13 protein-coding genes are annotated in these 13,930 nt (G+C 72.4%); 12 read left to right on the top strand and 1 reads right to left on the bottom strand.

From position 1 onward, the window contains the following. Positions 1–11 precede the first annotated feature (11 nt). The gene (locus ACZ6CL_RS30900; RefSeq protein WP_468941579.1) at positions 12–422 is read right to left on the bottom strand and encodes a pyridoxamine 5'-phosphate oxidase family protein; all 411 of its coding nucleotides are present in this window, start codon (positions 420–422) and stop codon (positions 12–14) included. 141 nt (positions 423–563) lie between these two features. Here ACZ6CL_RS30900 and clpB point away from each other — a divergent pair, with 141 nt between their 5' ends. The 12 genes from clpB (at position 564) to ACZ6CL_RS30840 (ending at position 13,875) form a co-directional block, all read left to right on the top strand. Continuing rightward, complete coding sequence (gene clpB, locus ACZ6CL_RS30895) at positions 564–3,158, top strand: ATP-dependent chaperone ClpB (protein ID WP_468941576.1); 2,595 nt, start codon at positions 564–566, stop codon at positions 3,156–3,158. A 112-nt stretch (positions 3,159–3,270) separates the two neighbouring features. Continuing rightward, on the top strand, positions 3,271–3,807 hold the full coding sequence (locus ACZ6CL_RS30890) for a type III secretion system chaperone family protein (RefSeq protein ID WP_468941573.1): 537 nt from the start codon (positions 3,271–3,273) through the stop codon (positions 3,805–3,807). A 231-nt stretch (positions 3,808–4,038) separates the two neighbouring features. Beyond that, the gene (locus ACZ6CL_RS30885; protein WP_468941571.1) at positions 4,039–5,199 is read left to right on the top strand and encodes a pyridoxal phosphate-dependent aminotransferase; all 1,161 of its coding nucleotides are present in this window, start codon (positions 4,039–4,041) and stop codon (positions 5,197–5,199) included. 145 nt (positions 5,200–5,344) lie between these two features. Continuing rightward, positions 5,345–5,635, top strand: a complete 291-nt coding sequence (locus ACZ6CL_RS30880; protein ID WP_468941568.1) for a hypothetical protein — start codon at positions 5,345–5,347, stop codon at positions 5,633–5,635. 271 nt (positions 5,636–5,906) lie between these two features. After that, the gene (locus ACZ6CL_RS30875) at positions 5,907–6,455 is read left to right on the top strand and encodes a DUF2617 family protein (RefSeq protein ID WP_468941565.1); all 549 of its coding nucleotides are present in this window, start codon (positions 5,907–5,909) and stop codon (positions 6,453–6,455) included. A 95-nt stretch (positions 6,456–6,550) separates the two neighbouring features. Continuing rightward, positions 6,551–8,131 (top strand): polyamine aminopropyltransferase, encoded by a 1,581-nt coding sequence (locus tag ACZ6CL_RS30870; RefSeq protein WP_468941619.1) that lies wholly within the window; start codon positions 6,551–6,553, stop codon positions 8,129–8,131. Positions 8,132–8,214: 83 nt separating this feature from the next. Beyond that, a complete protein-coding gene (locus ACZ6CL_RS30865) occupies positions 8,215–9,048 on the top strand; it encodes an SRPBCC domain-containing protein (RefSeq protein ID WP_468941562.1) in 834 nt (277 codons plus the stop codon). Positions 9,049–9,140: 92 nt separating this feature from the next. Continuing rightward, positions 9,141–9,953 (top strand): aldose epimerase family protein, encoded by an 813-nt coding sequence (locus ACZ6CL_RS30860; RefSeq protein WP_468941559.1) that lies wholly within the window; start codon positions 9,141–9,143, stop codon positions 9,951–9,953. A 33-nt stretch (positions 9,954–9,986) separates the two neighbouring features. Continuing rightward, positions 9,987–10,526: an orotate phosphoribosyltransferase gene (gene pyrE / locus ACZ6CL_RS30855; RefSeq protein ID WP_468941556.1), complete on the top strand. Its 540-nt coding sequence runs from the start codon at positions 9,987–9,989 to the stop codon at positions 10,524–10,526. 165 nt (positions 10,527–10,691) lie between these two features. Next, positions 10,692–11,714: a class II fructose-bisphosphate aldolase gene (gene fbaA / locus ACZ6CL_RS30850; protein ID WP_468941553.1), complete on the top strand. Its 1,023-nt coding sequence runs from the start codon at positions 10,692–10,694 to the stop codon at positions 11,712–11,714. A gap of 118 nt (positions 11,715–11,832) precedes the next feature. Then, positions 11,833–13,389 carry an MFS transporter gene (locus ACZ6CL_RS30845; protein WP_468941551.1) on the top strand — a complete coding sequence of 519 codons (1,557 nt, stop codon included), beginning with the start codon at positions 11,833–11,835 and terminating at the stop codon, positions 13,387–13,389. Positions 13,390–13,461: 72 nt separating this feature from the next. Continuing rightward, positions 13,462–13,875: a DUF3151 domain-containing protein gene (locus tag ACZ6CL_RS30840; protein WP_450881456.1), complete on the top strand. Its 414-nt coding sequence runs from the start codon at positions 13,462–13,464 to the stop codon at positions 13,873–13,875. Positions 13,876–13,930 lie beyond the last annotated feature (55 nt).

The following is a 13,930-nucleotide window of genomic DNA, read 5'->3' as shown; positions in this document are numbered from 1 at the left end:
CCTCGCGCTCCTCAGCCCCGGCCCATCGCGCGGGTGATCGTGATCTCGATCAGGACGCGGTGCGGGTTGGGGCGGGGCGTGCGCTCGTAGCGTTCGGCGTAGCGGCGTTCCGCGTCGGCGATCAGCTCGGGTTCGGTACGTACCCGGGCGACCCCCTCCAGGGTGGCCCACCGCTTGCCCGCCATCTGGCAGACGGCGACCCGCGCGCCGGCCGCCGACTCGCTCGCCGCCCGGATGTGGGCTGCCTTGCGGCTGTGGCCGCTGGCGATGACGCGGGCGATCCCGGCGTCCGGGTCGTAGGTGACGCCCACCGGGACGACGTGCGGGGTGCCGTCGGGGCGGAGGGTGGTGAGGGTGCAGATGTGGCGTTCGCGCCAGAAGGCGAGGTACGCGGGGTCCGGGTTGCGTGGATCGAGGGCCATGGAGGGGAACCTATGGCCAGAACGCTGGCGGAGACACAGTTGAGTGGAATAGACTCAACTTTACGCATGTTATGCAGGGCAGGATTGGTTGTGCAGGCAGGACTGCGGGCCACCGCCGCGCGATGAGGAGGAGCCAGGGACGTGGACGCCGAGCTGACCAACAAGAGCCGGGCGGCGCTGAGCGCGGCCAATGACCGGGCGGTGTCCGCCGGGCACGCCGATCTGACCCCGGCCCATCTGCTGCTCGCCCTGCTGCAGGGGCAGGACAACGAAAACGTGATGGATCTGCTGGCCGCCGTCGACACCGACGCGGCCGTCGTGCGGAACGGGGCCGAGCGGCTGCTCGCCGCCCTGCCCAGCGTGCAGGGCTCCACCGTGGCCCCGCCGCAGGCCAGCCGCGAACTGCAGGCGGTCCTCGTGGACGCCGCGCAGCGCGCGAAGGACCTCGGCGACGACTACATCTCCACCGAGCACCTTCTGATCGGCGTCGCCGCCAAGGGCGGCCAGGCCGGGGAGCTGCTCGACCAGCAGGGGGCGAGCGCCAAGCCGCTGCTCGCCGCGTTCGAGAAGGCCAGGGGTGGACAGCGGGTGACGACTCCCGATCCGGAGGGCACGTACAAGGCGCTGGAGAAGTTCGGCACGGACTTCACCGCCGCCGCGCGCGAGGGCAAGCTGGACCCGGTCATCGGCCGGGACCAGGAGATCCGGCGCGTGGTGCAGGTGCTCTCACGGCGTACGAAGAACAACCCGGTGCTGATCGGCGACCCGGGCGTCGGCAAGACCGCCGTGGTGGAGGGGCTGGCCCAGCGCATCGTCAAGGGCGATGTGCCGGAGAGCCTGCGCGACAAGCGGCTGGTCGCGCTCGACCTCGGCGCGATGGTCGCGGGCGCGAAGTACCGCGGTGAGTTCGAGGAGCGGCTGAAGACCGTCCTCGCCGAGATCAAGTCCAGCGACGGCCAGATCATCACCTTCATCGACGAGCTGCACACCGTGGTCGGCGCGGGCGCGGGCGGCGACTCGTCGATGGACGCGGGCAACATGCTCAAGCCCATGCTGGCCCGCGGTGAGCTGCGCATGGTCGGCGCGACCACGCTGGACGAGTACCGCGAGCGGATCGAGAAGGACGCCGCGCTGGAGCGCCGCTTCCAGCAGGTGCTGGTCGCCGAGCCGACCGTCGAGGACACCGTGGCGATCCTGCGCGGCCTCAAGGGCCGGTACGAGGCGCACCACAAGGTGCAGATCGCGGACGGCGCGCTGGTGGCCGCCGCGACCCTCTCCGACCGGTACATCACCTCCCGCTTCCTCCCCGACAAGGCCATCGACCTGGTGGACGAGGCCGCCTCCCGGCTCCGCATGGAGATCGACTCCTCCCCGGTCGAGATCGACGAGCTGCAGCGCTCCGTCGACCGGATGAAGATGGAGGAGATGGCGCTCGCCAAGGAGACCGACGAGGCCAGCAAGCTGCGGCTGGAGAAGCTGCGCCGCGACCTCGCCGACAAGGAGGAGGAGCTGCGGGGCCTCACCGCCCGCTGGGAGAAGGAGAAGCAGGGCCTCAACCGGGTCGGTGAGCTGAAGGAGAAGCTGGACGAGCTGCGCGGCCAGGCCGAGCGCGCCCAGCGCGACGGCGACTTCGGCACCGCCTCCAAGCTGCTGTACGGGGAGATCCCGGCCCTGGAGCGGGAGCTGGCCGAGGCCTCGGAGGCCGAGGCGGAGGTGCAGCAGGAGGACCGCGGCACCATGGTCAAGGAGGAGGTCGGCCCGGACGACGTGGCCGATGTGGTCGCCTCCTGGACCGGCATCCCGGCCGGACGGCTGCTGGAGGGCGAGACCCAGAAGCTGCTGCGCATGGAGGACGAGCTGGGCCGGCGGCTGATCGGCCAGACCGAGGCCGTACGGGCCGTCTCCGACGCCGTACGCAGGACCCGGGCCGGGATCGCCGACCCGGACCGGCCCACCGGATCGTTCCTCTTCCTCGGCCCCACCGGCGTCGGCAAGACCGAGCTGGCCAAGGCGCTCGCGGACTTCCTCTTCGACGACGAGCGGGCCATGGTCCGCATCGACATGAGCGAGTACGGCGAGAAGCACAGCGTCGCCCGGCTGGTCGGCGCCCCGCCCGGCTACGTCGGCTACGAGGAGGGCGGCCAGCTCACCGAGGCGGTGCGCCGCCGCCCGTACAGCGTGGTGCTGCTGGACGAGGTGGAGAAGGCCCACCCCGAGGTCTTCGACATCCTGCTCCAGGTGCTGGACGACGGGCGGCTCACCGACGGCCAGGGCCGGACGGTGGACTTCCGCAACACCATCCTGGTCCTCACCTCCAACCTGGGCAGCCAGTACCTGATGGACCCGCTGCTCGGCGAGGAGGAGAAGAAGCAGAGCGTCCTGGAGACGGTCCGCACCTCCTTCAAGCCGGAGTTCCTGAACCGGCTGGACGACCTGGTGGTCTTCTCCGCGCTCAGCCAGGACGAGCTGGCCCGCATCGCCGAGCTGCAGATCGCCGCGCTCGCCCGGCGCCTCGCCGAGCGGCGGCTGACCCTGGAGGTCACCCCGGAGGCGCTGGCCTGGCTCGCCGAGGAGGGCAACGACCCGGCGTACGGGGCGCGCCCGCTGCGCCGCCTGGTGCAGACCGCGATCGGCGACCGGCTGGCCAGGGAGATCCTCTCCGGCGAGGTGCGGGACGGCGACACGGTCCGGGTCGAGCGGACCGGAGACGGCCTCCTGGTGGGGCCGGCGCGGTGACCGCCCCGCCCCGCCCGGCCCCTGTCTTGATCGCGCAAAGGTCCGGTCAGGGTTGCACGGCGGGGGCGGGTGTGAGGGAGGATGGCGGTATCCATACGAAGGGAAATCCACGGTGAGCATCGACCCGTCCTCGATTCCGAATTTCGGGGGCCAGCCCGAGCCCGAACCGGCGGGTCCGAGCGGCCCCGTGCTGCCCGACCAGGATCTGGTCAAGCAGCTTCTGGAGCAGATGGAGCTGAAGTACGTCGTCGACGAGGAGGGAGACCTCGCGGCGCCGTGGGAGCAGTTCCGCACCTACTTCATGTTCCGCGGTGAGGAGGAGCAGCAGGTCTTCTCCGTCCGGACGTTCTACGACCGGCCGCACGGCATCGAAGTCAAGCCGCAGCTGCTCGAGGTGATCGACGACTGGAACCGCCGCACCCTGTGGCCCAAGGTCTACAGCCACACCAATGACGACGGCACGGTCCGGTTGATCGGTGAGGCGCAGATGCTGATCGGCACCGGCGTCAGCCTGGAGCACTTCGTATCCAGCACGGTCAGCTGGGTGCGGGCGTCGATCGAGTTCGACCGCTGGCTGGTCGAGCAGCTCGGTCTGGAGACCGACGCCGAGTCCGGCAGCGACGAGAAGCCGGGCGACGACGAGGCCTGACCCGGTCCGGTCGGCGTAAGACAGGTACAGCAGGCACAGCAGCACACAGCGACAAGAGCCCGGCCACCGCGCCGCCCGTCAGGACGACGGCGCGCCACCGGGCTCTTGCCGTATCCGGCCACACCTCCCTCTTGCCGCACCTCCCTCTGGCCACACCTCCTCCGGCCGCCCGTCCTCGGCGAAGATGGGCAGTGGACGATCGCTGAATCCGGCAGAGGGAATGGTGGAGACATGGGCGGCAGGCCGCTGCTGAACCGCAGGCTCGACGGGCACGGCACGACGATCTTCGCGGAGATGTCCGCGCTCGCCGTGCGCACCGGCGCGATCAACCTGGGCCAGGGCTTCCCCGACACCGACGGCCCCGAGGAGGTCCGCGAGGCGGCCGTACGCGCCCTCCGCGACGGCCGCGGTAATCAGTACCCGCCGGGCCCGGGCGTCCCCGAGCTGCGCACCGCCATCGCCGAGCACCAGCGGCGGTTCTACGGCCTGTCCTACGACCCCGACACCGAGGTGCTGGTGACCGCGGGCGCCACCGAGGCCATCGCGGCGTCGATGCTGGCTCTCCTGGAACCGGGCGACGAGGTCATCGCCTTCGAGCCGTTCTACGACTCGTACGCGGCCTGCATCGCCATGGCGGGCGCCACCCGCGTCCCCCTCACCCTCCGCGCCCCCGGCTTCCGCCCCGACCTCGACGCCCTGCGCGCCGCCATCACGCCCCGCACCCGGCTGCTGCTCCTCAACAGCCCGCACAACCCGACCGGCATGGTGCTCACCCGCGACGAGCTGACCGCCATCGCCTCCCTCGCCGTCGAGCACGACCTCCTCGTGGTCGCGGACGAGGTCTACGAGCACCTGGTGTTCGACGGCGAGCACATCCCCCTCGCCTCCCTGCCCGGGATGCGCGAGCGGACCGTCTCCATTTCTTCTTCGGGGAAGACGTTCTCGTTCACCGGTTGGAAGGTGGGCTGGGTGACGGCCGCGGCGCCGCTGGTGACGGCCGTCCGCACCGCGAAGCAGTACCTCACCTTCGTCAGCGCGGGCCCGTTCCAGTACGCGGTGGCGGAGGCGCTGAGCCTCCCGGAGGGCTACTTCACCGGTTTCCGCGAGGACTTGCGGGCGAAGCGCGACATCCTCGCCGACGGGCTCACCGAAGCGGGCTTCGAGGTCTTCCGTCCGCAGGGCACCTACTTCATCACCACCGATGCCGCCGCGCTCGGCGAGAAGGACGGCATCGCCCTCTGCCGGAGCCTTCCGGAACGCTGCGGCGTGGTCGCGGTCCCCAACGCCGTCTTCTACGACGACCCCGACGCGGGGCGGAGCCAGGTCCGTTTCGCCTTCTGCAAGCGGGAGGACGTCCTCCGCGAGGCCGTGGCGCGACTGCGGCGGCTGTGAGCCGCGGCTTACTCCCCATCGAACCTCTGGACTTGCTCAACTCGGCTTTTGCGGGGGACGAACCCGGGCAGGAGCTGGTCAGACACGACAGAGCGGTACCTCGCTACGGGGGCTCGCTACGGGGGATGGAAGGAGTGAGGACCCCATGGGATTTGTCATCGTGTTCGTCGTCGTGGTCTTCGCGGTCATGGCGGTGGCGGCACTGAGCGCCGGGAAGGCCAGGAAGCGCCGGGGGGCTTACGGGACGGGGTCGTCCGGCGGCGCCGGTGGGGGCTGGTGGCTCGGCAGTGGTGGTTCGAGCGGCGGTGGCTGCGGGGGCGGCCACCACCACGGCGGCAGCAGCTGCGGTGGCAGCAGCAGTAGCTGCGGCGGCGGAGGGGGCTGTGGCGGTGGCGGCGGTGGCGGTGGTGGCGGCGGCTGCGGGGGAGGTTCCTGAGCCGCCCCTCGGGGGAACCGCCCCGCGAATGCGCCCGGCGCGCCAACGTGCGCCGGGCGCAGCTGTGTTGAACACTTGGACGGGGGACCGCCCTAGGGGGTGGAAACCCGGCGAAGGTGGGTAAAAACGATGTGGCGTCGACCATTTCATGATTCCGTATACCACCGCCCTACGGACCCCACGTGGGCACGAGCCGGCGTATCCGCATACCCCTGGACCACCGCGGGGCGAGCCGGCCCACCTTTCCCCTGCGTGCTTGCGGAGCCGACCCATGCTCACGACCCTCAAGACTGCCTACACCGACACCCGTGCCGATGACCTGGCCTGGTCCCTGGGGCGGGAACCGCTTCCGGCCCTGGCCGTGCTCGACCTCCGACTTCACGGTTTCGCGGTGCAGTTGAGGCTTCTCGGGGCCTCGCACCAGGTCCTCCTCGAGGCGGAGGACGGGCGCTGTTCGGAGACCGTCGCCTGTATGTCCGGCAGCAGCACCCCGCTTCCGCTGGGGGTTTCCACCCTCGTCGACGGCCGTGAGTACGAATTCGCGGCGCGCGTCGAGGAGTTGTCGAAGGGGTCGTTCGCCGGGCGGGCCCAGGAGTTACTGGCCCTGGTCGCCGACCATCCGCACGGTCTGGCCGGGACGTTCCCCGGCAGCCCCCACGCGTTCACCGCGCTGCTCGCGCAGTGGCACGAGGGCACGGTGGGGTGGCGTACCTGGCACGCGTATCCGCAGGAGGGGCGGCTCGTCACCACCCGTACCTGCCTGGGCGTGACGTCCATACCGATGCCGCTCCGGCCGCCCGTAGATCCGGTGTGCGGATGATGCGGTGTACGGATGAGCGGCAGTCAGTACACCCTTGTGGGTGACCAGGCGTGGGTGATTTGTAACGTAGCGTTCCGTTCGTGACCGAATCCCCGATGCCCGCGCCGGAGCCTGAGAGTCCGGTGCGGCTGCCCGTACGGGCCGGGTTCGGCCGCTTCCTCATCCTCGTCACCGTCTTCGTCTGCGCCGCCTGCGGACTCGTCTACGAACTCGAACTCGTCGCCCTCGCCTCCTACTTGGTGGGCGATTCGGTCACCCAGGCCTCCGTCGTCCTGTCGGTGATGGTCTTCGCGATGGGCGTCGGCTCCCTGCTCGCCAAGCGGCTGCGCTGCCGCGCCGCGGCCGGTTTCGGCGCCGTCGAGGCGGTGCTCGCGCTGCTCGGCGGCTGCTCGGCGATGGCCCTGTACGCGTGCTTCGCGTGGTGGGGGCAGTCGCGCTCCGCGCTGGTCGGCTTCTCGTTCGCGATCGGCGTGCTGATCGGCGCCGAGGTGCCGCTGCTGATGACGCTCATCCAGCGGGTGCGGCGGCAGGACCCGGGTGGCGCGGTCGCCGATCTGTTCGCCGCCGACTACGTGGGCGCGCTGGTCGGCGGGCTCGCCTTCCCGTTCCTGCTGCTGCCCGCCTTCGGCCAGCTGACCGGCGCGCTGGTGACGGGCGCGGTCAACGCGGTCGCGGGCGGGGCGCTGGTGCTGTGGCTGTTCCGCCGCGATCTGAGCGCACGGTCCCGGTGGGCGCTGATCGTCGTCAACGCCCTGGTGCTCGGCCTGCTGGCGGCGGGCGCCATCCTCACCCCCTCCTTCGAACGGGCCGCCCGGCAGGCCGTGTACGGGCCGGAGGTGCGCGTCGCGGTGCGCACCGGGGTCCAGGAGGTCGTGCTCACCGGCGGCCGCACCCACGGGCGCCCGCTGTCGCTGTTCCTCGACGGGCGGCTGGAGGTCAGCGGGCACGACGAGATGCGCTACCACGAGGCGCTGATCCACCCCGCGATGGCGGCCGGACCGCACCGCCGGGTCCTGGTGCTGGGCGGCGGCGACGGGCTCGCGGCCCGCGAGGTCCTGCGGTACGGCGGGGTCCGGTCGGTGACCATCGTCGAGCGCGACCCGGAGGTGGTGCGGCTGGCCCGCCGCGACCCCGGGCTCTCCGCGCTCAACGCGGGCGCCTACCGCGATCCACGGGTCCGGGTGGTCACCGCGGACGCCTTCGACTGGCTGCGCCGGAGCGCCGCGTACGACGTCGTGGTGTGCGATCTGCCCGACCCGGGCCTCACGCCGAGCACCAAGCTGTACTCCCAGGAGTTCTACGGCCTCGCGGAACGGGTGCTGGCCCCGGGAGGCCGGCTCGCCGTCCACGCGGGGGAGGCGGGCCCGCGGCCCCGCGCGTACTGGACGGTGGACGCGACGATGCGGTCGGTGGGGCTGCGGACGGTGCCGTACGTGGTGGCGGCGCGCCCGGCGGGCGGCGAGCGGGCGGGCGGTGGGACGGCGCCCGGCGGCCCGCGCGACTGGGGATTCCTGCTCGCGGCCCGCGCCCCCGTCCCGCTGGCCCTCGACCCCCACGGCCCCCGCCCGCGCTCGCTCACCCCGGCCGGTCTGGACGCGGCGCGGCGCGCGGCCGGACGGAGCCGTGAGCCGCGTCTTCCGCCGTCGACCCTCATGCACCCCCGCTACGGGGCCTGACGTCCCGGGGGATCGATTCGTCAGGGGCGAAAGTTGCGTGGGATGGGGTCTCAGTGAACGCGCGATGGGTAGTGTCTTGAGCTATGGAGCATGAGGTGTTCGTTCCGTTTCCCGTCGACACCGTCCGGCAGGCGCTCTCGGAGCCCGACCGCATCGCCCGTTGCGTTCCCGGGCTCCAGCAGGACGCCGATGAGGACGCGGGTCCGCTCGCCGGGCGGCTGCGGCTGCGCATCGGCGGATCCACCATCACCTACCGTGGCGCGCTGCGCGTCACGGAGCGCGGCGACGGAGTGGAGGTCGAGGGCGAGGGCACCGAGGCGCGGGGCGGCGGCTCGGTGAAGCTCGCGCTGACCCTGACGCCCCGGGCCGTGGACGGCGGCGGTACGGGGCTGCGCTGCTCCGGGACCGTGCGCAGCGAGGGGCGGCTGGCCGAGTTCGACGCGCAAGCGACCGAGACGGTGGCCCGCCGCATGCTGGACCGCTTCGGGGCGGCGCTGGCGTCCGGTCTCGAAGCGTCCCCGATCACCCCGCCCGCCGATCACGACCCCCTCGCCGAGGCGGAGCTGCCGCTGCGTACCGACGCCGCCGATCAGCCCGAGGAGGCCGAGGACGTCGACGTGGACGACATCGGCGACCTCGACGACGTCGTCTCGGTGGACGACGTCAGCGCGCTCGCCGAGCTGGGCGGGCTGGACGACGACGAGCCCCCGGCCGAGGCCGCGCACGCCCGCCGCACCATGATCGGCCGCTCGACCGAGGAGGTCGACCACGCCCCGCCCCGCGGCCGCTACGCCCCCGTACCGGCGCCCGAGGCCGGGTCCACCGGCGCCGCGCTGCGCTGGGCCGCGCCCGCGGCGGCCGTGGTGCTCGCGTCGGCCGTCGTCGTCGGGCGGCGTGTGCTGCGCCGCCGCCGGTGACGGCTCGTCGCTCATGACCGGTCGCCGCGGCTGAGCGGTTGTACGCGGCTGATCGGTCGCCGCCGCCGAGCGCCTGCGCATAGGGTCGGGGCGTGACCGAAGAGACTACGGAGACCAAGGGCGTCCGGCTGACCGCCGGGGACGCCGAGCTGACCGTTTCGCCCGAGAACGGCTGCCGTATCGGCTCGCTGCGCATCGGTGGCACGGAGCTGCTGCGGCAGGGCCCGCGGTACGGGTCCTTCCCGATGGTGCCCTGGTGCGGCCGGGTCGAGCTGGGCCGGTTCCGCGACGGCGGCCGGAGCCACCAGCTGCCCGTCAACTCCCCGCCGCACGCGATCCACGGCACCGGCCGGGACCTCGCCTGGAGCACGGTCCGCACCGGTCCGGACAGCGCGGTCTTCACGTACGACCTCGCCGACCCGTGGCCGTACCAGGGCCGGGTCACCCAGCGCTTCGACCTGACCGCGGACGCGCTGACCGTCACCATGAGCGTGGAGACGGAGGGCGACTCCTTCCCGGCGCAGGCCGGGTGGCACCCGTGGTTCCTGCGCAACCTGGGCGAGGGCGGTGCCGACGTCGAGCTGTCCTTCACCGCGGAGTGGCAGGAGGAGCGCGGCGAGAACCACCTCCCCACCGGCCACCGCGTTCCGCCGCGCCCCGGCCCGTGGGACGACTGCTTCGGCATGCCGGACGGGGTGGATGTCACGCTGACCTGGCCGGAGCGGATCGAACTCAAGGTCACCAGCCGCAGCGAATGGGTCGTGCTCTACGACGAGCAGCCGGAGGCGGTGTGCGTCGAGCCGCAGTCCGGACCGCCGAACGGTCTGAACACCCTTCCCCGCCTGGTCACGCCCATCGACCCGCTGGAGATCTCCATGACGTGGAGCTGGCGCGAGCTGGCGTAACGCACGCGAAGGGCACCGCCTAAGCTCGTGAGCATGAGCGAAGCGCGTGACGCCCTGCTGCAGCAGATCAAGGACAAGGCCGTGGTCCACGGCAAGGTGACCCTCTCCTCCGGCAAGGAGGCCGACTACTACATCGACCTGCGCCGGATCACCCTGGACGCCGAGGCCGCGCCCCTGGTCGGGCAGGTCATGCTCGACGCCACGGCCGACCTGGACTACGACGCGGTGGGCGGCCTGACCCTGGGCGCCGACCCGGTGGCCACGTCCATGCTGCACGCGGCCGCCGCGCGGGGCCGCGGGCTCGACGCCTTCGTCGTCCGCAAGGCGCAGAAGACCCACGGTCTGCAGCGGCGGATCGAGGGCCCGGACATCGCGGGCCGCCGGGTGCTGGTGGTCGAGGACACCTCCACCACCGGCGGCTCGCCGCTGACCGCCGTCGAGGCGGCGCGTGAGGCGGGCGCCGAGGTCGTCGCGGTCGCCACGATCGTGGAGCGCGGGGCCGCCCCCGCGATCGCGGACGCCGGGCTGCGTTACGTACCGGCGTACTCGCTGACCGACCTCGGCCTGAGCTGATCTGGTTTCACGTGAAACCACCCACCCCCGTCCGTGTGGTCCCCGCGAGCGCCGGGTGGAGCAATCGACGGAGTCTGGGAGGATGGCCGCGACGATGACGTCGCCGCAGGACTCCCCCTAGGTCAGGGCCAAGAACCTCACCCGCACATCACAAGGAGCGGACAGATGCCCATCGCATCCCCTGAGATCTACAACGAGATGCTCGACCGGGCGAAGGCAGGCAAGTTCGCCTACCCGGCGATCAACGTGACCTCGACGCAGACGCTGCACGCCGCGCTGCGGGGCTTCGCCGAGGCGGAAAGCGACGGCATCGTCCAGATCTCCACCGGTGGTGCCGAGTTCCTGGGTGGCCAGTACAGCAAGGACATGGTGTCCGGTGCGGTCGCGCTCGCCGAGTTCGCGCACGTCGTCGCCAAGAAGTACCCGGTCAACATCGCGCTGCACACCGACCACTGCCCGAAGGACAAGCTGGACGGCTATGTGCGTCCGCTGCTCGCGGTCTCCCAGGAGCGCGTCGCCGCCGGGCAGAACCCGCTGTTCCAGTCCCACATGTGGGACGGCTCCGCCGAGACGCTGGACGACAACCTGCGCATCGCGCAGGAGCTGCTGGCCGAGGCGGTCAAGGCCAAGATCATCCTTGAGGTCGAGATCACCCCGACCGGCGGCGAGGAGGACGGCGTCTCGCACGAGATCAACGACGAGCTGTACACCACCGTCTCCGACGTCGAGCGGACCGCCGAGGCGCTGGGCCTGGGCGAGAAGGGCCGCTACCTGCTGGCCGCCTCCTTCGGCAACGTCCACGGCGTCTACAAGCCGGGCAACGTCGTGCTGCGCCCGGAGCTGCTGCGCCAGCTGCAGGACGGCATCGCCGCGAAGTCCGGCCAGACCGACCCGTTCGACTTCGTCTTCCACGGCGGCTCCGGCTCCTCGGAGCAGGAGATCCTCACGGCGCTGGAGAACGGCGTGGTGAAGATGAACCTCGACACCGACACCCAGTACGCCTTCACCCGGCCGATCGCGGACCACATGTTCCGCAACTACGACGGTGTGCTGAAGGTCGACGGCGAGGTCGGCAACAAGAAGGTCTACGACCCGCGCAGCTGGGGCAAGGTGGCCGAGAAGAGCATGGCCGAGCGCGTCACGCAGGCCTGCGCGAACCTGCGGTCCACCGGTACGAAGCTGAAGTAACCGGCGCCGTTTTCCCGGGCCCGGGGCCCCGCCGTCACGGCGGGGCCCCGGGCCCGTGCCCTTTCTGGAGCGTGTCCGTGGGCTGGCCGCTCGCGGGTGGCGCGGGGATGATCCAGGTATGGCCGACAACGCGCCTCCTACCGCGGTACGGCTCTCCACCGCCGCCGGGCGGTGGGTCGTGCTCACCACCGTGCTGGGCTCCGCGATGGCGCTGCTCGACAGCACCGTCGTCAACGTCGCCCTGCCCCGCATCGGCCTCGACCTCGGCGCTGATCTCGCCGTCCTCCAGTGGACCGTCAACGCCTACATGCTCACCCTCGCCGGGCTCATCCTCCTCGGCGGGGCGCTCGGCGACCGCTTCGGGCGACGGCGGGTGTTCATCGTCGGCATCGTGTGGTTCGCGCTCGCGTCCCTGTTGTGCGGGATGGCGCCGAACGCCGGGGTGCTCATCGCCGCCCGCGCCCTCCAGGGCATCGGCGGGGCGCTGCTCACCCCCGGTTCGCTGGCGCTGATCCAGTCGGTCATCCACCCCGACGACCGGGCCCGGGCGGTCGGGCTGTGGTCCGGGTTCGGCGGGGTGGGGGCGGCGATCGGGCCGTTCCTCGGGGGCTGGCTGGTGGACGGCCCGGGCTGGCGCTGGGTGTTCTTCCTCAACGTGCCGCTGGCGGCCGTCTGCGTCCCGGTCGCGCTGCGGCACGTACCGGAGTCCCGGGATCCGCGGGCGCACGGCCGGTTCGACGTGCTGGGCGCGGTGCTCGGCGCGCTCGCGCTCGGCCTGGTGACGTACGCGCTGATCGCCGCGCCGCAGCGGGGCGCGTCGCCCTCCGTGGTGCTGCCCGCCGTGGCCGGGCTGCTGGCGGGGGTGGCCTTCGTGTACGCGGAGCGGGTGCGTCCCGAGCCGATGCTGCCGCTCACCATCTTCTCGTCGCGCCAGTTCACCGCCGTGAACGCGGTGACGCTGTGCGTGTACGCGGCCTTCGGCGGCTTCTTCTTCCTGGTCGTGCTGAACCTCCAGGTGGTCGTCGGCTACTCCGCGCTGGCCGCCGGAACCGCGCTGCTGCCGACGACCCTGCTGATGCTGCTGCTGTCGGCCCGCTCCGGCGAGCTGGGCAAGCGCATCGGCCCGCGCATCCCGCTGACCGTCGGGCCGCTGCTGTGCGCGGCCGGAATGCTGCTGATGACCCGGGCCGGGGTGGGCGCCGTCTACTGGCGCGACGTGCTGCCCGCGCTGGTGGTGATGGGGCTGGGCATGGTGGTGCTCGTCGCCCCGCTCACCGCGACCGTCCTGGCCTCGGTGGACGTCGGACGGGCGGGCCTGGCCAGCGGCATCAACAACGCGGCGGCCCGGGCGGCGGGCCTGGTGGCGGTCGCGGCGCTGCCGCTGCTGGCGGGCATGGGCGCGGAGGCCTACCGGTCGGCGGACCAGTTCTCGGCGGCCTTCCGGCGGGCGATGCCGATCTGCGCGGCGGTGCTGGTGCTGGGCGCGCTCATCGCCTGGCGGGCGGTACGGGCGGACGCGCTGGAGCGGGCCGGGGGCGCGGCGCCCGGGGAGCCCGCGGAGCCCGGGGAAGAGGCGGCGGGGGAGCGCCCCTGCCGTCCCGAGTGCGCGTATCACTGCGGGGTGGGCGCCCCGCCGCTGGATCCGGGCGAGCGGCCGCGTCGGCCCCCGGCCTGATCACGCGCCTCGCGGCAGTGGACCTTGGTGTGGGGCGGCGGGCGGGGGGAGCGGTCCGGCAGACTGGAACCCATGGCCATTCACGAGAATCTGCTCGGGGGACCGCCCCCGACCCATCTGCCCGACGACCCCGAGCCGCGGGAACTGCTCGCGTCCGGTGCGGCTCCCGCCGAGGTCGCCGCGAAGTACCCGGCCTCCTCGCTCGCCTGGGCCCAGCTCGCCGACGAGGCGTTCGAGAACGGCCGGGTGGTCGAGTCGTACGCGTACGCCCGCACCGGCTACCACCGCGGCCTGGACGCGCTGCGGCGCAGTGGCTGGAAGGGCCACGGCCCTGTCCCCTTCGAGCACGAACCCAACCGGGGTTTCCTGCGCGCCCTGCACGCGCTCGCCCGCGCCGCGCAGTCCATCGGTGAGCAGGAGGAGTACGAGCGCTGCGCGTCGTTCCTGCGTGAGAGCTCCCCGACCGCGGCGGACACGCTCTCCTGACCCCTCCCGGGGTGTGGGCCTGCCGGGGCGTTCGCGCGCCGGCAGGCCCGTCGCG

Source organism: Streptomyces sp. NPDC041200 (assembly GCF_055591805.1).
Note: the sequence above shows the minus strand (reverse complement) of the source record. Positions and strands in the feature narration are given on the sequence as shown.